At 57.4% G+C, this 22467-nt stretch carries 16 protein-coding genes; 13 read left to right on the forward strand and 3 right to left on the reverse strand.

The window, feature by feature from the left end; genetic code table 11:
* Positions 1 to 296 precede the first annotated feature (296 nt).
* The 6 genes from EPN96_09480 (at position 297) to EPN96_09505 (ending at position 9073) form a co-directional block, all read left to right on the forward strand.
* Positions 297 to 3443: an ATP-dependent helicase gene (locus EPN96_09480; protein ID TAL16354.1), complete on the forward strand. Its 3147-nt coding sequence runs from the start codon at positions 297 to 299 to the stop codon at positions 3441 to 3443.
* A gap of 153 nt (positions 3444 to 3596) precedes the next feature.
* Entirely contained in the window at positions 3597 to 3788 is a 192-nt protein-coding gene (locus EPN96_09485; protein ID TAL16355.1) for a hypothetical protein, read from the forward strand.
* Positions 3789 to 3856: 68 nt separating this feature from the next.
* Positions 3857 to 4621, forward strand: coding sequence for an MBL fold metallo-hydrolase (locus EPN96_09490; protein ID TAL16356.1), 765 nt, complete (start codon positions 3857 to 3859; stop codon positions 4619 to 4621).
* Between the two features lie 261 nt (positions 4622 to 4882).
* On the forward strand, positions 4883 to 8290 hold the full coding sequence (locus EPN96_09495; GenBank protein ID TAL16357.1) for a hypothetical protein: 3408 nt from the start codon (positions 4883 to 4885) through the stop codon (positions 8288 to 8290).
* A gap of 139 nt (positions 8291 to 8429) precedes the next feature.
* Positions 8430 to 8618 carry a ferredoxin gene (locus EPN96_09500; protein ID TAL16358.1) on the forward strand — a complete coding sequence of 63 codons (189 nt, stop codon included), beginning with the start codon at positions 8430 to 8432 and terminating at the stop codon, positions 8616 to 8618.
* Positions 8619 to 8875: 257 nt separating this feature from the next.
* Positions 8876 to 9073: a cold-shock protein gene (locus EPN96_09505; GenBank protein ID TAL16359.1), complete on the forward strand. Its 198-nt coding sequence runs from the start codon at positions 8876 to 8878 to the stop codon at positions 9071 to 9073.
* A gap of 120 nt (positions 9074 to 9193) precedes the next feature.
* On the opposite strand, the gene EPN96_09510 is transcribed toward EPN96_09505, so the two are convergent.
* Complete coding sequence (locus EPN96_09510; protein ID TAL16360.1) at positions 9194 to 9532, reverse strand: P-II family nitrogen regulator; 339 nt, start codon at positions 9530 to 9532, stop codon at positions 9194 to 9196.
* A gap of 308 nt (positions 9533 to 9840) precedes the next feature.
* Between EPN96_09510 and EPN96_09515 the strand changes: the two genes are divergently transcribed.
* The 4 genes from EPN96_09515 to EPN96_09530 all read left to right on the forward strand — a co-directional run bounded on the left by EPN96_09515 (position 9841) and on the right by EPN96_09530 (position 14313).
* Positions 9841 to 10815 (forward strand): class II fructose-1,6-bisphosphate aldolase, encoded by a 975-nt coding sequence (locus tag EPN96_09515; protein TAL16361.1) that lies wholly within the window; start codon positions 9841 to 9843, stop codon positions 10813 to 10815.
* An 18-nt stretch (positions 10816 to 10833) separates the two neighbouring features.
* Positions 10834 to 11466 (forward strand): Hsp20/alpha crystallin family protein, encoded by a 633-nt coding sequence (locus EPN96_09520; protein TAL16362.1) that lies wholly within the window; start codon positions 10834 to 10836, stop codon positions 11464 to 11466.
* Positions 11467 to 11583: 117 nt separating this feature from the next.
* A complete protein-coding gene (locus tag EPN96_09525) occupies positions 11584 to 13422 on the forward strand; it encodes an alpha-amylase (protein ID TAL16363.1) in 1839 nt (612 codons plus the stop codon).
* Positions 13423 to 13590: 168 nt separating this feature from the next.
* Positions 13591 to 14313, forward strand: coding sequence for a carboxypeptidase regulatory-like domain-containing protein (locus EPN96_09530; GenBank protein TAL16364.1), 723 nt, complete (start codon positions 13591 to 13593; stop codon positions 14311 to 14313).
* An 817-nt stretch (positions 14314 to 15130) separates the two neighbouring features.
* On the opposite strand, the gene EPN96_09535 is transcribed toward EPN96_09530, so the two are convergent.
* Together EPN96_09535 and ychF are read right to left on the reverse strand one after the other, a co-directional pair.
* The gene (locus tag EPN96_09535; protein ID TAL16365.1) at positions 15131 to 15589 is read right to left on the reverse strand and encodes a hypothetical protein; all 459 of its coding nucleotides are present in this window, start codon (positions 15587 to 15589) and stop codon (positions 15131 to 15133) included.
* 10 nt (positions 15590 to 15599) lie between these two features.
* A complete protein-coding gene (gene ychF, locus EPN96_09540) occupies positions 15600 to 16667 on the reverse strand; it encodes a redox-regulated ATPase YchF (GenBank protein ID TAL16366.1) in 1068 nt (355 codons plus the stop codon).
* A gap of 253 nt (positions 16668 to 16920) precedes the next feature.
* Here ychF and truA point away from each other — a divergent pair, with 253 nt between their 5' ends.
* Genes truA through EPN96_09555 form a run of 3 tightly spaced genes read left to right on the forward strand, consistent with a single transcriptional unit; the run spans position 16921 to position 22453 of the window.
* On the forward strand, positions 16921 to 17682 hold the full coding sequence (truA, locus tag EPN96_09545) for a tRNA pseudouridine(38-40) synthase TruA (GenBank protein ID TAL16367.1): 762 nt from the start codon (positions 16921 to 16923) through the stop codon (positions 17680 to 17682).
* Positions 17679 to 20624 carry a hypothetical protein gene (locus EPN96_09550; protein ID TAL16368.1) on the forward strand — a complete coding sequence of 982 codons (2946 nt, stop codon included), beginning with the start codon at positions 17679 to 17681 and terminating at the stop codon, positions 20622 to 20624. The genes truA and EPN96_09550 overlap by 4 nt, the downstream gene beginning before the upstream one ends.
* A complete protein-coding gene (locus EPN96_09555) occupies positions 20621 to 22453 on the forward strand; it encodes a hypothetical protein (protein ID TAL16369.1) in 1833 nt (610 codons plus the stop codon). Before EPN96_09550 ends, EPN96_09555 begins: the two co-directional genes overlap by 4 nt.
* Positions 22454 to 22467: the final 14 nt, after the last annotated feature.

Here is a 22467-nt window from a genome sequence, read left to right on the forward strand (position 1 = left end):
GAGCCGCCTCTTTTTATTTGCCGGGGAGCGGCAAACCCGGCCGGGCGGGTTGCCCTTTTCGCCTCCCTCTTCTATCATGTCTAATTGCTCATTCAGGGCTTGTCCGTAAATAGGCATTTCGGAGATCGCGCCGGATTTTGAGAGCGATTTTGTCGCGAAGACTGAGCAAAACCGCAGGCGTAGTTGTTCTACGTCGAGGTTTTGCGATTGATGAGCGGCAAAAGCGGGCCAAAAGCCGGATGCGAGAACGAAGGTTTTATTTACGGACAAACCCTTAATCGATCGGAGGTTCACAGGTGCCCCAGGCGGTTGATCAGCGGCGTACGGCCCTTGAGATTGAAGCCCTCGCTTCCCCGGCGGTGCGGGCGAGGGGACGCTCCCTCCAGCAGTCGGGCCGCGTTGCGGAGATGTCGGAGCACGCGGGGCCTTCGGCGTCGCTTGTGGAGGGAAAGGTTTTCGACGACGGAGAGAGCTACCGCGTCTCCCTCAGCATCGAGGCTCGATACGCAAAAACCTCCTGCACCTGCAACGGGGAACAGCCCTGCAGCCACGCGGTGGCGCTTGCACGGCAATGGGCCAGAGCCAGAGAGGGGCAGCCGAGGGGCAGCCAGTGGCGCGCGCTTATCGAGCGCATAGCACCCCGCAAGGCCTACCGCGTGCCGATGGAGGGCGAGCGCGCCTTCATCCACTGGCTTTCGCTCTCGCTTGACAGGGGGAATTTCTGGACGCTCTCGATCTCCTGGCGCGAGCACCGGCCAAACGCCCGTACCCTCGGCCGTGGGAGAAAGCTCTCTCCCGGCGAGATTTTCGTAAATCCCCCGGTTTCCATGACCCCTCTCGACCGCAGAGTCTTCGACGTCATCTTCGGAAGGAATCCGGAGCGCCCCATATCCAAAGCCGAGGTCCCCATACCGAACGAACTCGTCGAGCCCACTCTTCGCGCCCTCTCCCAGACTCTCTACGTCTACTGGGAAGGGTCCGGGGAGCGCGCGGCGTTCGAGCCCAAGCCGGTGCTGCCGCACATGGAGGTGAGGGAAACCCAGCAGGGGCTCTTCGTGGACTGCTCCCTGGCCTTCCCCGGCGGCCGCCCCTGGGACGCCCCGGCGAGAATAATCGGCTCGCGCTATCCGTGGGCGGAGTATGACGGCACACTCCGGCGCGTAATCGGAGCGGCGGACGGCCTTTCCCTCTCCATCCTCCTCACCGAAGGCACGGTGGTCCCCCAGGCGGAAGTCCCCTCCTTCCTCACCAGCGGCATTTCCGCCCTCGACGGCTGGGGGGTCGAGATCGACCTTCTGCTGGAATCCGGCAGAACCTTCGGCATCTCCGAGACCCCCTCTCCCCGCCTCTATCTGGACGAGGAGGAGGGAGTCCTAAAGGGTTCGCTCTCCTTTTTCTACGGCGACTGCGAGGTTCTGGCCGACAATCCCGACCCGGTGATACTCTTCGGAGCCGGTGAGGTGAGGCCGTCGCTCCGGCGGGATCTCGAAGCCGAGTTCGAGGCGGTGAAGACCCTGCGGGCCTTGGGATTCAAGCTCACGGAGCCCGGTAAATTCGAGATAGAGGGGGACAAGGCCTTCGATTTCATCCTCACCGGCATAAAGACGTTGCCCGAGGGTTGGGAGGTCTTCGGGAAGGAATCCCTGAAGACTCACCGCGTCCGCTCCTCCCCGGTCAGCCTTCGGGTGAAGATATCCTCGGGAATCGACTGGCTCGACCTCGAAGCCACCGCCAGCGTCGAGGGCGAGGAGGCCCGCTTCGAGGAGATAATGAAGGCTCTCGAACGCCACTCCCGCTACGTGCGCCTCGGAGACGGCAGCCGCGCCGTCCTCCCGGAGGAGTGGCTTACCCGGCTTTCCGCCGTGGGACATCTCGACCTCTCCGGCGGTAAGGCGAGGATAAAGAACTATCAGGCGCAGACCGCTATGGATTTCGCCTCCCTCGCCGAAGACCTCCAGATTGAAAACGAAGAGCAGTGGAAAAAGCTGGCGGAAGGGTTTTTCGCGGGGGAATCCGACAAGACGCCGCTGCCCAGGGGGCTCGGCTGTGAGCTTCGTCCCTATCAGGTGCGCGGCTACCGTTGGCTTTTGTTTCTCGAATCGATGGACCTCGGCGGAGTGCTGGCCGACGACATGGGCCTCGGAAAGACGGTGCAGGCGCTAGCGCTGCTCCTCCACCTGCGGGAAACGGGAATAAAGGCCCCGACCCTCATCGTCGCGCCCACCTCCGTCGTCCCCAACTGGGAGGCGGAGATACGCGCCCACGCGCCGGGGCTGACCTATCTGCGCTACCACGGCGCGGAGCGAGCCTTCCTCAAGGACGAGATTCTCTCCTCCGACATCGTCATAACAAGCTACGCCGTTATGCGGCGGGACATAGAGTTTCTCCAGTCGGTGGAGTGGAACTACGTGATGCTCGACGAGGCGCAGGCGATAAAGAACGCCGCGACCCTCACCGCCAAATCGGCGAGGAAGCTCCCCGCGCGAAGGAGGCTCTCCCTAACCGGCACGCCCCTTGAAAACAATCTCGGCGAGCTGTGGAGCCAGTTCTGTTTTCTCATGCCGGAGCTTCTCGGCTCCGAGCGGCACTTCACCGAGCATTACCTCAAGCCCATCGCGAAGGGCGACGAGAGCGCCGCCGGAGCGCTGCGGAGCAAGATACGCCCCTTCATCCTCCGAAGGCTAAAGCCCGAGGTAGCGCCTGAGCTGCCCGAGAAGATCGAGAACCTCCTCTACAGCGAGTTCACCCCGGCGCAGGCGAAGCTCTACCGCTCCCTGCTTCTGGCGGGGAGGGAGAAGGTCTTCCGCGCCGTCGAAGAGACGGGCTTCTCAAAGGCGAGAAACTGCGTGCTCGACGTGCTTTTGCGCCTCCGGCAGGTCTGCTGCCACCCGGCGGTAATCCCCGGCGGGGTCGGCGCGGGGGTCGGCTCGGCCAAATTCGACCAGTTCTGCGATTTCGTCACCGAGGTAGTAGCAGAGGGACATAAGATACTGGTCTACAGCCAGTTCGTGCAGGTGCTCAAGATTCTCCGCGCCTGGTTCGAGGAGGCGGGCATAAGCCACCTCTATCTCGACGGCCGCACCCGCGACCGCGAAACCCGCGTGAGAAGGTTTCAGGAAGACGAATCGGTCAAGGCCTTTCTCGTCAGTCTTAAGGCGGGCGGCACCGGCCTCAACCTCACCGGAGCGGATTACGTAATTCTCTTCGACCCGTGGTGGAACCCCGCCGTCGAAGAGCAGGCCGCCGACCGCGCCCACCGGATAGGGCAGACGAGGACGGTCTTCTCCTACAAGATGATAGCCAAGAACTCCGTCGAGGAGAAAATTCAGGAGCTGGCGGGCAAAAAGAGAAAGCTCACCAGCGAATTCGTACGCCCCGGCGACCTGACCGGCCCTCTCATCGAGGAATCGGATCTTGACGATCTTTTCAGGATTCAGGACTAAAGGCTGTTAAAAACTGTTGCGAGCCTGTGTTTTCTGCGTCGCATGCTCGCTCGGGCGCTCGCCTAACAAACGGTTATGTCTCGCTTCTCGCTCCGCGTCTCCTTGAAACCGGGGCTTCTCTCGACGTTTTTCGACAGCCTTTTGGGGATTAAAATGGAGTGTACTAAAGACAAAAACCTGAAGGACTGCCCCTGCACCTACACCTCCTGCGACAAGCGGGGAGTCTGCTGCAAGTGCGTCGCCTACCACCGGGCGAAGGGCCAGATGGTCGCCTGCTACTTCACCCCCGAGGCCGAGCGCACCTACGACCGCTCTACGAAGGCTTTTCTGGCCCAGTTCAAGTAAAGGAATCCAGACTAGGCGGCGGAACGTATTGGACCGCCTTTTCTGCAACAGGGAGGTTTTGCGCTAAAATGTACGGTGAAGCTGCCGGGAGGCAAAGTATCCAGCATTCCAGGAGGCGTCCCATGAGCACGATCATCGGTATCGCAGCCATGATCCTTCTTCTGATGTTTTTCGCGCCCCTTTCGGAGGCCGCCGAGAAGATAACCTTTTCCCCGGTAACCCACGCGAGCGTCGTCATACAGGCGCAGGGAAAGGTGATCTACGTCGATCCCACCGGAGACATCGCCTCCTACGCCGGGCAGAGCCCGCAGGCGGTGGTTCTCATAACCCACGGACACTACGATCATTTCGTTCCCGAGCTCCTGACCTCCCTTCGGATGCGCGGGGCCGAGGTCTACGGCCCGAAGTCCGTAATCGACAAGCTCGGCTTCGGCGAGGTGATTCAGAACGGCGAGACGGTAAAGGCCGGTACGATAACTATCGAGGCCGTCCCCGCCTACAACACCAGCCCGGAAAAGAAGGAGTTTCATCCCAGAGGGCGCGACAACGGCTACGTGATAACGCTGGAAGGAAAGCGGATATATATCTCCGGCGATACCGAGGATACCCCCGAGGCTCGCGCGCTCAAAAAGATAGACTACGCCTTCGTCTGCATGAACCTTCCCTACACCATGAGCGTCGAGCAGGCCTCCTCGCTTGTCCTCGCCGTAAAGCCGAAAGTCGTCATTCCGTACCACTACCGCGGCAAGGACGGCATGAGCAATATCGCGAAGTTCAGGGAGCTGGTATCGAAGGACAAGAATATTGAAGTGCGGGAGATGAAGTGGTACTGAGTTGCGTAGAGCGGCAAAACAAGTAGTTGCATTTATCGGAGGTGCCCTTTCATGTGAACTTTAATGCATCCCTAGGTTAATGATGTCCCATATAATATTAAGCATAAAAAAGCAGCCCTTAAAGGTATTGCTTTCCTTGTAATATCCACCAAAAAATGATACGAGTAAGGTATTGAGTTATTTTTTGGCGCTTGTATGCAGAAAGAAGTTTAGCGTGATTGCTTAAAAAAAAGACCATAGTTGTCCGCTTAAGGAAGCCCAATGTTTCGGCGGCCAAAAATTAATTTTTGGAGGGTAGTCATCATGGCTGGCAATCGATCTATCGTTTTCATGCTTGTTTCTCTGGCTCTGTTTATCATTGCCGCAGGCTGCACCGGCGTCGAAGGCGGCAAGAGCTACTTGCCCCCGGACATTGAAACCCAGGATTCACTGGGCAAACCTACCGATACGGGTGCCACGGAGATAGTTTTCAGCTGGCCTCCCCAAAGTCCCTTTACAGTATTGAAGAGCAGCAGCTTTATTTTAACCGGAACCGCGACGGACCCGGATGGGGTTCAGGAAATAAAATGGTCTACCGGCCGAGGTGAAAGCGGCGTCTGCAAAGCAACGGTCAATTCCTTTTTCGCCTCCGGCGAGATACCTCTTCAATCGGGTGCGAACGAACTGTCCGTCACTGTGACGGATACTTCGGGCAGCACCTGCAGTTCCTCAGTAACTATCATAAATGACGATGCCGACCACGAACCCCCGCTTGTCCGTTTTGTCAACCTGATCCCCAACGAATATAATATAGATGTGAAGAGCAGCGTCATCATAGCCTTCAACGAGGCGATGGATGGTTCCACCATAAACTCTTCCGCCTTCACCCTCGTAATCGGGTCAAACCCGGTTCCTGGAGTTGTAAGCTACGACGCAAACACAAAGAAGGCGACCTTTACCCCCGGCCAGCCTCTGGCCTATTCAACCGGTTACACCGCGAGGGTGACTACAGGGGTGAGTGACATCGCCGGGAACCATCTGTCTTCCGACAAAGTGCTGACCTTCACCACAGCCGGCATGGACAAGGTTGCCACCCCGGTTATTGATCCTTCCGAAGAGCCTGGACCAGTGCATTTTTACGACGAGGGGGTATCCGTAAGAATAACCAGCGCTACCCCGGGTTCGTCGGTCTATTACACCACCGACGGCACGAATCCAACAACCGCATCGGCCGTGTTCCAAGACGTAATATTTGTAAGCTCCACAACTACCGTAAAGGCCATTGCCGCAAAAAGCGGAATGGCCGATTCCTCGATTGCAAGCGAATATTTCGTAAGAGAATTGGGTAATCCTGAACCTCCGCCAATCGTCAGCGGCCACTTCCCGGACCCAAACCTCGACGCATGCGTAATGAAAGCTACCCGCGGAGATACAAGCACTGAGGCTCTTGCAGGCTTGACGGAGCTTTATTGCTCTGAAGTTGGGATAAATTCTCTCGACGGACTGGAGCAATTGTCCGGGCTTGGCGTATTGTCCATTTATTACGGTAAGTTAAATGACTTGCACCCCCTTTCAAAAATTCCCTCTCTGCATAAACTGTTGATCATAGGTGGCGGCGAAATCACGGATCTTTCCCCCCTCGCGGGGCTGGAGAATCTGAAGTTCCTCAGCATCTGGTATAACAAAATTGAAGACCTCTCGCCTTTGAGCGGGCTGACCTCTCTTGAATACCTGTGTCTTTGGGGCAACGATATAGTAGATATTTCCGCGCTCTCAGGTATGAAGTTTCTTAAATGGCTTGAACTGCGCCAGAATAAGATAACTGATATCTCCACCGTCTCCGGATTGGACAATTTAATTAGTCTTGGTATTGAAGAAAATCAGGTAAAGGACCTGTCTCCTGTATACGGGTTACAATTTTTATCCGAAATTGCCGCATCACACAACAAGGTTGAAGTTCTATCGCTACGCGAGTTGCCTTCCCTCATTACCATTTGGCTGGACAATAACAACATTAGCCGGGTCGAATCGCTTTCGGACTTTGTTACCCTTAAAAATCTCTATCTCAGAAATAACCGGATCACCGATTTGCCTCCCTTGCACTTGTCCAGCTTGGGTGACGTGAAATTGAATGGCAACATGATTACGGACATCTCTCCTCTGGCGGGCAATCAACTAACCAATCTTGAGTTGCGACAAAACAGGATTGTAGACATATCCCCACTTCAGAAAAGAGTAGGAGATGGGCTATATGGCACGGGATACAAATATCTCGATTTGGGAGACAACCTTATAACCGACATATCCCCTTTAGCTTTGTGCCCCATCGAGAACCTTCTTCTCGGAGGGAACAGGATAGCCGACATCTCGCCCCTGGCTGGAAATACATCCTTGAAAGAACTGGGGCTTTCCTCAAACCCCATCACGGACATAACCCCGCTTTCGCGAACGCATCTTGAAAGGTTGTATCTCGAAAAAGCCAACATATCCGACATTGCCGCGCTTTCCGGGATAAAAGAGTTGGGTTACGTGGAACTGAGCAACAACGATATAAGTGATCTGTCCCCTCTTGCCGGTCTTCCTGCACTGTGGTTTATTGCTGCTAAAAATAACAGGATCACTGACCTCGGGCCGATATGGCAATTGCCGAAGCTCCGGATGCTCAATGTGTCGTACAACCAGATCGAAGCCCTTCCTTCCGGGCCCGGTCTGCCGGAGGCAGGGATTTTATGGCTCAGCCACAACAACATCTCGGACTTGGCCCCGCTGCAAGGACTTCCCCTTCTTCTCAAGGTAGACCTCTCCTACAATCGGGTCACGGACCTTTCACCGGCGTGCGGAATAGTCAGTCTTGGCGAAATCAGGCTCTCAAATAACCTGATCTCCGATCTCACTCCCGTGAGCAGAATTCCAAAACTGAAAAACATTGACCTTGGCTACAACCCTATAATGAGCCTAGCTCCTCTTCAGGGGCTGCCTCTGGTGATGCTGAGTCTCGATGGCCTAAACCTTAGCTTGGAGCCGCTGGGCGAAATGCCCTTTCTGCTGGGGCTGAGCGCTGCTTACAACCGTATTTCGGATCTGTCTTCGCTTGCGAGGTTCAAGTATCTTGAATATCTAAGAATTAACGACAACCTCGTAACCGACCTGTCGCCGCTGGCGAATATGACCTCGATGGAAAGACTCTATCTGGGCAATAACCAGATAGCAGACATTACCCCGCTTGGCGGAATGTCCAGGCTTCAACTCCTCGAACTGAATGGAAACCCGCTTACAAGCCTGTCGCCGCTCGCAGGTACGCCTAAGCCAATCCTGACGATAATCAAGCTGAAGTCATGCAGGGTCACCGATTTTTCCCTGCTCGCCGACATCGGCTACCTTCATGGATTACAAGTGCTGGACGCGAGCGACAACGGCATCACGGATTTGTCCTCGTTTTCAAATTTGACTTCTTTAACGTCCCTCACGCTGGAGAACAATCAGATATCAGACCTGTCGCCTCTTTCCGGGCTCCATAATCTGGGCAGTCTGTATCTTGCACACAACCTTATCGAAGACGTCGCGCCCTTGTCCAAAATTCGCCCGGATTATTTAAGTCTTGAATACAATTGCATTACCGATTTTTCGCCGGTTTCATTCGTCAGAAACCTCTTTACCGATCCGCAAAATGTAGACTGTGTCCAACAATAGCCAAATACCGGAATTCCGCACGGCCTAGCCGCGAGTTTATCCGTCAGCCTTTCTTGCGCCCTGCGTGGACGACGGTAACCTTTTCCTGTGAGGTAATGTTTATTCAAATAAATCTCGCTTTGAGTAAGGGAGAAAAGCGATGGCAAGAATACTCTGGGTGGACAAAGAGGTGTGCATAAGCTGCGGGGCCTGCATCGACGAGTGTCCCAGCGTCTTTAGGTTCGACGAGAACGACAAATCCGAGGTGTACAATCAGAACGGGGCGACGGAAAGTGAGATCGAGGCGGCCATCGACGTATGCCCGGTGCATTGCATTCACTGGAAGTAGGGTCCGGCGCGTCCTTTCGCTCCCCGGCGTCGTCATGTCTTCGCCGTAGCGCCGCTACTGCCTCGCCCGATATTTTCGTTTGATTTCGGCTCGCCGGTGAATTAGTATCTACCTCGGGAATTAAACCGCGTTTTACTCATGTTGCCGCCCGCCGAAGCGGGCGTTTATGTAAGTAAGCCCGAAGTACAATGCGTCGTTTAAAACGGCGCAGGTAGTATGCAGGACTTACCCATGGCTTTTGCAAAAGGAGGTACGCCGTGGCTAAGGGAATAGTGAAATGGTTCAACGATCAGAAGGGTTTCGGATTTATCTCTCAGGAAGACGGGCCGGACGTTTTCGTCCACTTCTCCGCAATCACGATGGATGGTTTCAAGACTCTCAGCGAGGGGCAGGCTGTGGAGTTTGACCTGGTGAACGGCCCCAAGGGCCTCCAGGCCTCGAACGTCCGCAACTAAAACCAAAATCCAAAAGCGAAAAACGGGTTCCCGAGGGAGCCCGTTTTTTTGTTTAGTCGGCTGTTGAAAAACTGTTGCGAGCCCCGCCTTCTCTCGACGTTTTTTAAACAGCCTCTTAGGTTAAAGTGCTGATACTCCCCGTTCGCCGCTCTTTATCTGTACCGCCTCGTCCACGGGGAGAACGAAGATCATCCCGTCTCCCGACTTCCCGGTGTAACCGGCGACGGTTATGACCTCGATGGCCTTTTCGGCGAGAGAATCGTCCAGCACGAGCTCGATTTTAACCTTTTCAAAGAAGTTTATTTCAAACTCCTCGCCTCCGGCGTGCGCTATCTTCCGCTTGCCGTTGCAGTAGCCCCTCGTTTCGGTGACCGAAAAACATCTGAACCCGGCCTCCCGCAGGGCGAAGACGGTGGCTTCGAGATTCGCGGGCCGTATCACAGCCTCAATCTTTTTCATCCTTTTTCCTCCGTCGCGAAGTTGGCAGCAATACCTGCTAATTGACACGCAACTTTGGTGCCAAAATATAAAAGCCAGTTATTACGTGATGTTGCGATTGCAGAGGGTGGTTTTTGATACAATTATGCAGCTTTGGAATTTAAAGTTCTGACAATTGTGTCAAAAATATTATTTCCATGCCTCTTACCGTTACGCCCTTTTAAAACTAGAATTTATTTGATGCGGCTCACAGGTGGTTAAAAGCGCCGCGTTGGGGTAAAATGCATGAATTATTCTTTTGAGCATTATACTGCAAAAGGAGGGTTTCCATGTCCGTCGATTACAAAACTCTGGGGCTTTTCAACACCCGCGAGATGTTCAAGAGGGCGATGGAGGGCAAATACGCCGTTCCCGCCTACAATTTCAACAACATGGAGCAGCTCCAGGCGATTATCACCGCCTGCGCGCAGACCCAGAGCCCCGTCATCATCCAGGTCTCGAAAGGGGCGCGCAACTACGCCAACGAGATACTCCTTCGCCACATGGCGGCGGGAGCGGTCGAGATGGCGAAAGCGATGGGCAGCAGCATACCGGTCTGCCTTCACCTCGACCACGGCGACAGTTACGAGCTTTGCGTCTCCTGCATCGAGAGCGGCTTTTCCTCGGTGATGATCGACGGCTCCTCGCTCTCCTACGAAGACAACATAGCACTCACCAGAAAGGTCGTCGAGTACGCCCGCCCCCGCGACGTCACCGTCGAGGGCGAACTGGGGGTCCTAGCCGGGATCGAGGAGCACGTTTCCTCCGAGGAGAGCCACTACACCCACCCCGAGCAGGTTGAGGATTTTGTCGGGCGCACGAAGGTGGACAGCCTCGCCATCTCCATCGGCACCAGTCACGGCGCGTTCAAATTCAAGGTAAAGAGCCAGGCGGAGATTCCCCCGCTGCGCTTCGACATCCTCGAAGAGATCGAAAAGCGCCTCCCCGGTTTCCCCATTGTCCTCCACGGCGCGTCGAGCGTCATGCCCGAGTACGTAAAGATGATAAACGATTTCGGCGGCGATCTCGCCGGGGCGCTCGGAGTGCCCGAAGAACAGCTTCGCCGCGCGGCCGCGAGCGCGGTCTGCAAGATAAACATCGACTCCGACGGCAGGCTCGCCATGACAGCCGTAATCCGCAAATACCTGAAAGAAAATCCCAGGGAGTTCGATCCGAGAAAGTACATCGGCGCGGCGAGGTCGGCCCTCGTCGAAGTCTTGAAGCATAAGAACATGAACGTACTGGGAAGCGCGAACCGCTACTAAAAAGGCCCCGTCACCTTTATGCAAGCCCTGAAAACCGCCGGAAATACCGGCGGTTTTTTTGTGGCGAAAGTCCGCCTTGACAGCCCAAAAACTCTGATTAATTTTAAATTCCGAAGGGGGAAATCAAGCAGCCCTGACGGGCGAGGAGGATTGAACATGGCTATCGGAAAATTTCTCTCCCCTAAAAGCGTCACCCCCGTGCGTTCTCTCCGGAACGAGGTCGACCGGCTTTTCGACGACTTCATGCTCGGTTTCGACCCCTTCGGCAGGGGAATCATCGAGAGGCCTGCCGGCTGGGTCGCCGAGCTGTCGGAAAAGGGGATGATCATGCCCGCCGTGGACCTTACCGAAACCGATACCGGCTTCATGGTTAAAGCCGAAATGCCGGGGATATCGAAGGACCATGTGACCATCTCCGTCCGGGAAGACTCCATAACCATAAGAGGCGAGCAGAAGGAAGAAAAAGAGAAGAAGGAGGAGCGCTACCACCTCAGGGAGACCTATCAGGGCTACTTCGAGCGCACCCTGCCCCTGCCCGGAACGGTGGACGCCTCAAAAGCGACCGCCAAAATGGAGGACGGCGTCCTTGTCGTCATGCTTCCGAAAAAGCCGGAAGCGATATCGAAGGGCGTCGAGCTGAAGGTCAACTGAGCGACCCTTTTTCCGCAAAAAACCCGCGTCGCAAGCGCGGGTTTTTTTGTTTCTCCGTTCTTCTGAAAAAAACCCGCTTCGCCTTGACATTTGGGCCACCGGTACTAGTTATTAGCGATGGGGGGGCTACCCTTTCATTCTCTTCGGACAATGGGCGACGCGAGGGAGTATGCCGAGATGAATTCTCTTTACGATCCTGAAGTTGTAAGCGCAATTGAGGCTTGGGAGACTCCGGTTGGAGCTAAAAATGCCTCCAGGGCTCCCGCTACCCACGCCTGTCCGGGCGACTGGCGGGACAACTGGATTTATTTCATCCTCGTAGACCGCTTCGACAATCCTTCCTCTCCGCCCCGCTTCTTCGAGCCCTGCGAAAAATACCAGGGCGGTAATTTCGCGGGGATTGAAAAGCGCCTCGACTACATCAAGAAGCTCGGAGCGGGAGCGATCTGGCTTTCGCCGGTCACTGCCAACCCCCCGTGGTTCGACAAGTTCTGGGGAGGCTACGCAGCTTACGATTTTCTCCACATAGAACCGCGCTTTTGCTCAGACCCGGAAGCGGCGGCGAAAAATCCCGCAATCGCCGACAGGGAATTCCGCGCTCTGGTGGACGCCGCCCATGCGAAGGGCATGAGCGTCATCCTCGACATCGTCCTCAACCACGCGGGAAACCTCTTTAGCTACGAGGGAATGGGAGACGAGGCCCCCTTCAACAAGGCGGGGCAGTACTCCATAAGGTGGAAGGACGGCCAGGGAGTGGCGCAAAAGGAGTGGGAAGAGATAGAAAAGCTTCAGAACCTCACTCCCGACGAGGGCATCTGGCCCGAAGAGCTCCAGTGCAACTGCTTTTTCCGCAGACGCGGCAAAGTCGACGAGAGCGGAGCGATAACGGAAGGCGATTTCGGCAGCCTGAAGGAGTTCGACACCGGGTACGTCGAAGGAGGCACTCAGGAGTACCGCCTGCGAAACGCACTCATCCGTATTTACCAGTATTTCATCGCCAAATTCGACATCGACGGCTACCGGATCGACACCCTCCAGTACGTCGAGGAGGATTTCGCCCGCACCTTCGGCAACGCCATGCGCGAATACGCCCTTTCTATAGGGAAGACCAACTTCTTCACCTTCGGCGAGGTCTGGCAGGACGACGACGAGGCGAAGATCGCCAGGTTCGTCGGAAGGGATACGACAAAGGGGGACGATATTATCGGCGTGGACGCCGCGATAGACTTCCCCATGCGCAGGCGGCTGTGGGACGTGTGCAAGGGGTTCGCCCCCCCGGCGCAGCTTGCGGCGCATTTCGACAACCGCAGGGAGACCCTCAAGAAGATAGTAAGCTCCCACGGCGAGGCGGGAGGCCACTACGTGACCTTCCTCGACAACCACGACCTGAACGAGCGCTTCCACAATCCCGGCTGGGAGGGGCAGACAAAGGTGGCGCTCACCTGCCTGATGACGATGCAGGGCATTCCCTGTATCTACTACGGCACAGAAAACGGCCTATCCGGCCGCGGAGACACCCGCGAATACGTCAGGGAGGCGTTCTGGGGCACTGAGGGGGCGTTCCAGGAGGGCCATGAGCTGTACAAGCAGATAAAGGAACTCACGAAGATGCGGAAACTCTACCCGGCGCTCCGCTACGGCCGCCAGTATTTCCGCAAAGTGAGCGGCAACGGGATCGATTTCGGCTACTCTCCCTATAAAGGCGGGGTAATAGCCTTCTCGCGGATATTGAACGGCCGCGAAATCCTCGTTGTGGCCAACACCTGCTGCGAAACCGCCGAACCGGCAAGCGTTCACGTCGTGGTTGACAGAAATCTCCATCCCTTCGGCAGAAGCTGGCAGTGCCTCTTTTCAAGCGAGGGGTCGAGGCCGGGGCCGAAAATGACGGTGCAAAGGGGAGATTTTCACACCGTGGAGGTGAGTCTCGCACCGATGGAGGCGCAGATACTAGCCTGAACGGGCTGTTTGCGCTTCGGATAACCTTATCGGAATTGAAGGGTTTTAAACTTATGAGCGGCAGGGTGGAGGAGAGCCATGAAAACGTCTGCCCTTGCTCACGTTGCGCTTTTTGCTCTTGCCTGCGTGCTTTTGGCGTCGCCCCGAATCGCCTTTGCAGGCGAGGTAATGGATTTGAGGGGTAAGGTCGTCGATAATTCCGGCGCGCCTGTTCCTGGAGCGCAGGTAAGCATCGGCGATTCGCTGACGCAAGCCGACGAGAACGGCGGTTTTGTCTTCCGCGATTTACAAAAAAACCGCCCCATAGCGATAAAGGTGTCCTGCCTCAGCAAGGACGGAAACCGCGCAGAGTGCAGGGAGGTGAGAACCTTCACGACTTTTTACGCCCTCTCCGCCTCCGCCGGAAACCTGATGGCGGTAAAGGTGGTCGGGACCAAATCGAATGAGCCCGTCGTGCTGGCCCTGAACGAAAACAGCCAGGAATCGCTGGATGGCTACTGCATGTCCTGCCACAACTGGGACCCTTGCTTTGAAGGTCTGTCTCTGGAACAGCTTCAGGCAAACAACAGACCGACTCCCTATCTCTTCCCGAATTCCGAAGAGATGCAAAAATTCATCGACCGGGTAAGCAGCGAAGGCGTTGACGTCGATTCCTACGGCACCTGCCTCTACCAGACTATCCATCCCCTCGGAGCCGATATGAAAAAAGCCGAATTGGGGGTCGATGCGCATCCGGGGACGAGTTTCAAGTTCCCCGAGGGGCTGGTTTTGTGCCAGGACCGCTATCTCCAGTGCGTGACCTGCCATACAAACCATCTCGCAACGCTAAACGGCTCTTTCCTTCGCCTTCCGCTCGAAGACAACGCGCTCTGCGACCAGTGCCACCTTTAAACTCCCGGCTGGCTGCTGCCCGCGCCGGAATGTTGTGAATACGGGGGATTTTTTGAGGAGAGGGTGATAAAACCCTAAAATAAGTAGATAGTTAAACGGTAGGGCGGGCTCGGCCCGCCTGTTTACAGCTTGCGGGGCTGTCCGCCCCGCGCCCCAAGCCACCTTTTGAGTGAGCAAAAGGTGGCCCAAAACTCAGCCCGGACCCGTCGCTCGCGCTCAAAAGAGCGCGACCACTTCGTTCCGGCTGGGCCGTACGGGGCACCCACTTCGCTTCGCTCCGTTAAGACCCCGCGCCGGCCCGACGCCTCCACTCGCTCTGCCGCGTACGGGCCCCGAGGGGGAACGAAAGGATGGCTCGCACACGAGCAAGGATATTTTAGCTCGTGTGCTCGAAGGTAATTTGTCTACAACTATTCAAAAAATGCATACGTGTAAAAAATCTACCTTCGAGTCCAAAAACATTTCATGATCTCGTTTTTGGACGAGCCATCACTTCGTCTTCTTCGTGGCCCGTAGGTGACGCAGGGAGCTTAAGGCGGAAAGGGCGGCGGGAGGGTCTTAGTGAGCGCAAGCGAACGGGTGCCCCCTCACGCCCCCGCCGCAACGACCGGTCGCTCGTAGAGCGAGCGGAACCTCCCGGGCCGAGTTTGCCCCACTTTTTCGGCAAAAAGTGGGGCGCGGGTGCGGGGCGCGCCAAGCCCCGCAACTGTAAAGGTGCCAAGCACACATATTGTGGTGCGTTACGCCGCTTCGCGGCTAACACACCCTACGCCACTTTTGCTGCGTTCAAAGGATCTGCATGACTATCCTGCCCCAACTAGAGCCTTGCGTAATAGAAGAAGGCGTTCGTGCGGCGGTAGAGGTATTCGTTCCAGTTGCCGGAGATGATTTTGAAGGTGGTGAAGGGGAAGACCATGGATTTGCTCATGGCCAGGTAACGGACTTTCTCCCCATTGGGTATGTAGCCGTCGTCGTCCAGCTCGACCCGCACCGAAACGCTGAGGAGCACACCTCCGTTGGCGGAAATGTCGTCTATCTGAATACTGTCGCAGGCCTGTATGTCTTCGACCAGCTTTTGGCCGCTCTCCTCGTCCACTTCGCCGGGCTCCGGAAGATCGAGCTTCGATTTGCAATCCGTGACGAGGTATTTGCGGAAGTGCTCTTTTCCTTCCTCCACGGAGTTGTTGAGAAGCAGGTGGTAGACGGCGAAAAAACAGACTACGGCAGCTGCCAGCGCAATGAACTGCCCTTTGGTGAGGCGGAAATTTATCTCCACGGCAACCCCCCTAGACGCTGAATCTGATGTTCAGAATGTCGCCGTCCTTGACCACGTAATCCTTGCCCTCGACCCGGAGAAGACCCTTTTCCCGGCAGTGGGCGTAGGAGCCTTCGCGGACGAAGTCGTCGTACGAGACCACCTCGGCGCGTATGAACCCGCGTTCGAGGTCGGAGTGGATGACCCCCGCGGCCTGCGGGGCTTTCGCGCCCTTTCTCACCGTCCACGCCCTGCACTCGTCCTCGCCCATCGTGAAAAAGCTGATCAGCCCCAGAAGGCCGTAAGAGGTGCGGATTATCCTGTCGGTGGCGCTCTCGGTTATGCCGAGGTCGCCGAGGAAAACTTTGGCGTCCTCGGGGGAGAGTTCGGTTATCTCCTGCTCGATGGTGGCGCAAAGGTGGGTTACGGCGACCCCCGGAGAGGCGATCTTTTTCGCCAGTTCCGCGACCTTGGCGTCGGCGGAGGAAATCTCGTTCTCGCCCAGATTCAGGGCGATTATGAGGGGCTTTTGGGTGAGGAACTGAAACCCCTTTATCGTCCTCTTTTCGTCTTCGGTAAGTTCCACGTCGCGAAGGGGCTTTTCCTCTTCGAGCAGCGCCTTGAGCTTCTCCAGCAGTTCCTTTTCGCGGATTACTTCGTCGGTGACTTTGCCCTTCATGGATTTTACGATGCGCTCTAGCCGCGCTTCGATGATGATGAGGTCGGAAAGGAGCAACTCGGAGGAGAGAATCTCAACGTCGCGGAGGGGATTTATGGTATCTTCGGGGTGGGGCACGGCGTCGCTCTTGAAATCCCTCACCACAATGAGGAGTTCGTCGGTGGTCTTCAGCGCGGCGAGAATCTCCGGGGAGAGCCCCTTTTCGCCCGCCACGTCTACGTAGCGGACGGTGGTGTAGGTTGTCTTCTTCGGCGACCATATCTCGCTAAGCCTGTCGAGGCGTGGGTCGGGAACCCTGCTCATCCCCACGTTGGCCTTCTTTTTGGAGGAGGAATACCCCGTTTCGGCGTGGGAGCTGGTCAGGAGGTTGAAGAGGGTCGTCTTTCCCGAGAGGGGGAGGCCGAAGATTCCAATTTCCATAGTCGCTCCGTGGTCCTTGGGTTAAGCGCCCTGCGGCGGACACCTGGAAGTTACCGCCTTTTTAAAGGGTTTACAAGCACGGCCCTTGCCGCTGCCGCAAGGTTTTGATAATTTTATTCTTTTTCGGGGAAAGCGTAAACCCGGCAGGCGGTCGGGCCGTCCGATGACAGGCGGCAAAGCCTCTTTTGTTTCCCGCCGCCTCCGGACAGCCTCGTCCTCTTTTCGTCCGCCGCCGCGCGGAGTCTGGCATGGTTTGAGAAATATCCGGCTTCTCATCGAATATGAGGGTACCGATTACGTAGGCTGGCAGTACCAGCCCAACGGAGTCTCCATACAGGAGCTCATGGAGGGCGCGCTTTGCCTCATGACCGGCGAGGAGATAAAGCTCAAGGCTTCCGGCCGTACCGACGCGGGCGTCCACTCGCGGGGTCAGACGGCCAATTTCCATACCTCCAGGGATATTCCCCTCAAAGGGTTCGTTCACGGCCTCAATTCCCTTCTGCCACGGGATATTTCCGTCTGGCGGGCTGACCTGGTGGGGGAGGAGTTCGACTCAAGAAGGTGCGCCCTCGGCAAGACCTACCTCTACAGAATCTATAACTCGCAGATCGCCTCGGCGCTGCAGCGGCGCTTTACCTGGCAGGTCCGAAAGCCCCTCGACGACAGGGCGATGGCGAAGGCCGGAGAGTTTCTCGTCGGAGCCCACGATTTCGAGGCTTTCCGCTCCACCGGTTGCGACGCCCCCCACGCCTTTCGCGAAATAACCTCCCTTACTGTCGAAAGGCAAGGCGATATAATCGAAATAGAGGTCACCGGCTCCGGCTTTCTGCGCCACATGGTGAGGATCATCTCCGGAACGCTGGTGGAAGCGGGGCTCGGGCGGCTGGAACCCTCCGCCGTCCCCGGAATCATCGAGAGTAAAGACCGCAAGAGGGCGGGAGACACCGCTCCCCCGCAGGGGCTTTTGCTCAAGGAAGTCTATTACGGCGAACCTGTGCTGGAGAGCTACCCTTGAGCCGCGCCTTGGAATTCCTCGAAAAAATCGAGGGCGCGCGAAAGAGGCTGATGGTCCTCGGGATCATCGAGACTCTCTTCACCTTCCTCGCCGTCGCGCCGCTCCTCCCTGCGCTGGTGCTTCCCTTCTGCGGCTGGTTCGGCAAAGGGGCGAACACCGCCGCCGCCGTAGCCTTCCTTCTCGGCTCCATAACCGGCGTTTTCGCGGCGCTCAAGGTATGGAAAAGAGCCCGGCCGCTCCGCTCGACAGGCGAAACAGCCCTCCTTATCGGCCTTGGCGACAAGAATCTCGCCGACCTCCTTCTCACCGGCGCGGACCTCTCCTCGTGGGGAGAAGAGGGAGCGGAAGAGCGCGGGGCGAGCGAAGAACTCCGGAAGCTCCACCTTGAGAAGGCTGAAAAATCCCTTGAAAAGGTTGACGTTTCAGCCGCCGTTCCCCTCAGGGGAGCGCTCGCGAAGACCCTCGCGATGCTCGGGACCGCCCTTCTCTGGGTCGTTCTCTACAACTTCGGCCCGGTCTGCTACCGGGACGGGTTCGCCATGGTCTCCGGCAAGGCCCCCAATCCCGAGCTGACCGTCGGCAATCTCTCCGTGACCGTCGAGTATCCGGCCTATACCGGCCTTCCTCCGCTTAAGGAGGCAGGCGTAGGCGGAGAGGTGCGCGGTTACCCCGGCTCGAAGGTCACTCTGGCGGGAAAACTCTCCTACGCCGTGGATTCCGGCGTTTTCGAGGGGCCGGGCGGCGAGGAAATTCCCCTGGCCGTCTCGGGAGACGCTTTCACCGTGAGCTGGGCGCTGATGAAGGGAGGGGTCTACACGCTCGCCTTCCAAAAGTCCGGCCTCTCCGCCCCTTCCTCCTTCGGGGCGAGGACGATCACCCTTCTGGAGGACGAAAAGCCCGCCGTCGAGCTTCTGGAGCCCGCGGGCGACCTCGAAATAGCCGGAACCGAGGCGGTCCTGGTCGCCTTTACTGCTACCGACGACTTCTCGGTGGAGAGCGCGGAACTGGTGCTTTCCGGAGCGGAGGAGGTCCGCCTGCCGATAACCGTAAAGCCCGGCTCCACGGCTCTGGGGACCTTCTCCTTCCTGCCCCTTTCGTATCCGACACTCGGCGACGGCGCGTACCTTCGCGTCGAGGTGAAGGATTCGGATACTGTGCAGGGGCCCAAGATCGCGGCAAGCAAATCCGTTTACCTGACCTTTCTTTCGCGCCGGAAGGTGGAGTCGGAAATCGAGGGGCTTGAAGAGCGCCTTCTGGAGGCGATGATCTCGCACCTCGGAGACCTGCTGGAAAACCCCGCGCCGGACGCCAAAACGGTGGAAAAGCTGCGCGAGACCTCAGGGGACCTCCTTAAGCTTCTCGACGGGCTGATGGGAAGGGTCGCCGTGGGGATGGAGCAGGGGTTCATCGAATCCACAGCTCTCGCCGGGATAGAGGCGACTCTAAGGGATACGCTGGGGCAGTTTCTGGAGGACGAGAAGACCGAGCCGCTTCTGGTCTTCGAGTTGGAGCGAGACATAATCTTCCTCGACGACCTGATAAAGAGGCTGCGCATGGACGAGGCGCTCACCCTTGGCGACGAGCTCGCGGCCCTCCAGAGAGATCTTTTCGACAGGCTTCAAAAGGGCGACGACCCGAGGGAGCTTTCAAGGGCGGTGGACCAGATCGAAAAACTCCTCCGTGAGCTCCAGAACAAGCTCGCTTCAAAAAACGGAGAGATGCCGGATTCCTTCGTAAACTCCGACGCGGTGAAGGATATGCAGAAAACCGGGCTGGCGCAGAAGCTGGCCGAGCTTCGCGAGGCGCTGAAGGCGGGAGACACCCAAAAAGCCGCCAAACTCGCCGAAGAGATTATGAACGACATTCAGAAGATGATGGACAAGATGGGGGAATCCGCCAAAAAGTCCAGAGAGGGCGAGATGTCGCCCGAGATGAAGAAGCTCAAAGAGCTGATCGAGAAGGCGAAAACCGCTCTCGCCGAGCAGGAAAAGATTATGGGGGAGACCCGCAAGGCCTCCGACGAGGCCACGAAGAACGCCCTCGCCGAGTTTGAGAAGAAAAAGGACTCTTTTCTGGCCCTGCAGGAAAAGAGGATCAACGAGGCCGACAGGAGCGCGGGGGAGATACTGCAGAAGATTCCACCGGAGGAGCTGAACCGCTCCCCGGACCCCGAAAAGCCCCTGGAGACGCCCATAAAGAAGTTAAACGAGGTGTCGGGCTCCTCGCGGCAGACCCGGCGGGCGCTTAGAGAAAACCTCGGCGAGGCCAGAGAGTCCGTGCGGCAGATGAAGGAGAACCTCGGCGGCCTCAAGGAAGCGGCGAAGGAGGCGGTCTCCGGCGACAGCGAGCGCGAGACCTCTATCGACGAGAAGGGAGCGAACGGGGAGAAGGCCCTTTCCGAGGTGGAGAAAGATTTGCAGTCGGTGCTCGATTCGAGAAAGGATTTCGTGCCCGAGGAGTCCAAAAAGCAGCTAAAAGAGCTTTCCGGCAAGGAAAAATCTCTCTCCGAACGCATCGGCGAAATGGAAAACGAGCTTGCGGAACTGTCTAAAAAAACACCCTTCGTCGGCGGCAATCTTCCGGGAATCGCCGGAGAAGCGAAAAAGTCCTCCGGCGAAGCTTCCATGAAGATGGGCGAGGGCGACCCCTTCGGCTCGATGCCGAAGCAGAGCGGGACGATAGAAAAGCTCTCCGAGCTGGCCAAGTCTATGGAGGAGGCGGGCGAGGGGATGGGCGGCGAGATGGAAGGGCCTGGCCGAGGCGGGAAAAAACCCGGCGGAGGCCGCGCCGTGGACAAGAGCAGGGTTGAGATACCGGGCGAGAAGGACGCCGCAGAGCTCAAGCGCTTCCGCGAAGAGGTGTTAAAGGAGATGCGCGGCGGCAAGTTCCCCAAGGGTTACGAAGAGGAAGTGGAGCGGTATTACGAAAGGCTCATAAAATGAACCACTGTGGCGGCTGCTTCCGGCCTTTGGCTTCCTCTTTCGGCGAAGGACCGCGTCGTTTCTCGGGCGCGGGTCTTGGCGTAGTAACGCTACTGCCTGCGACCGCGCGCCCTGCGGACTCCTTGCCCTTCACCGAAATAGAAAGCCGGGATAGAAAGAAAACGACTATTCCGGCTATATATCCGGAGGATTCGGGACATCGCCGGGACAAGAAAAGCGAATCGGTGCGCAACCGTTTCTTATCGCGAAGTTTTTGGGTAACGTCGATCTTTTTCCTTGTGCTCGCGCTAATCACGCTCCTGCCGGTAAGTTCCCTTTCCAACGAGGTCTACGGGGTCTCGGGGGAAACGGTGGATTTCTACAGGGGCAACCAGCTTCTGGGGGAATGGAGGGTCGCCGAGGCGAGGGAGGCCGTTGACTCTCTTAAAAAGGCGGGCAAAGCCGGGGTCGCCACCGACCTTCTGGACGCGCACGTCAGGTTCTTCGAGGGAAGGTACTCCGAAGCCCTGAAGATTCTCGACGATTACAAGCTGGAAGACAGCTTTAGAGACCTCGTGAAGGTGACGAGCGATTCCGCCGCGAAGTTCAAATCGAGGGAGAAGGGGCGTTTTCGTGTATACTGGGACAACCCGCGCGACGAGGTCATGGCCGACGAAGCCCTCGAAGCCCTCGACGCGGCCCAAAAGGCGCTGGAAAAGGAACTCGGTTTCGTTCCCGAGGGGATCGTCCGCGTAGAGATTTACCCCGGTATACCGGAATTCACCGCCGTTTCGACCCTTACTAGGACCGAGGTGGAGACCAGCGGGACTGTAGGGCTCTGCAAGTTCAACCGCATCATGATCGCGAGCCCCCGCTCGACCGTCTGGGGCTACAGGTGGCTTGACACCCTCGCCCATGAGTACGTCCACCTCGCCATCTTCCGGATGAGCGCGGGCAAGGCCCCGATCTGGATTCACGAGGGGCTCGCCAGGCATTTCGAGGGGGCGTGGCGCGGCCGCACGGGAAGAGAGACTCCCTTCGCCCTCGCCCTCCTCACGAAGAGGTTCAAGGAAGGGACGCTGATTCCCCTCGAAAAGATGTCCCCTTCGGTGGCCAAGCTCCCCTCGGCGGAAGACACCTCCCTGGCCTTCGCGCAGGTAAGCACCATGATGGCGTTTCTGGCGGAGAAGAAGGGAGCCGAAAGATTGCCGGAGCTTGTGCGCCTCATCGGCAAGGGGGATGACGACCGGAAAGCCGTGGAAGCGGTGTGGGGCTCCTCCTTCGCCTCCTTCGAGGAGGAGTGGAAGGAGTGGGTCAGGAGCCTTCCTCCTCAGGAGAGCGAGATCGAGGTGCTCGGCATCGAGCTTAGGGGCGAGGGCGGGGAAAGAGCCCTCGAACCCGGCAGGATATTGGACCCCGTTGCGGAGGATTACTCGCGCCTCGGCGACATGCTGCGCTCGCGCGGAAGGATGAAGGCGTCGGCTGTGGAATACGAAAAGGGGTTCGGCCTCTCGCCGAAAAACCCTTCCATCGTCTCCAGATACGCCCTCGGAAGGCTGTCTCTGGGCGAATACGAAAAGGCGCTTTCGGCGGTCGAGGGAGTGATAGGGATTTACGAGGATCGCGGGGTGCTCTGGTCCAGAAAGGGCGAGGCGCTGATGGGACTCGGAAGGTACGGCGAGGCTTACGAAGTCTTTGGGGAACTCATGGAGATAAACCCCTTCGACGAGCCGGGCAGGATGGGTCTTGTCGAGGCGGCTAAAAAATCAGGCAAAACAGCCGAGTACGAACGTCAGCTAAAACTCTTGAAGATACTGACCTTTGAAGGAGCGGCAAAACCGCACCCCTGAGGGCATTGGCAAGA

The sequence above is a fragment of the bacterium genome (assembly GCA_004322275.1).
Taxonomy (GTDB): domain Bacteria; phylum Desulfobacterota; class Deferrisomatia; order Deferrisomatales; family BM512; genus SCTA01.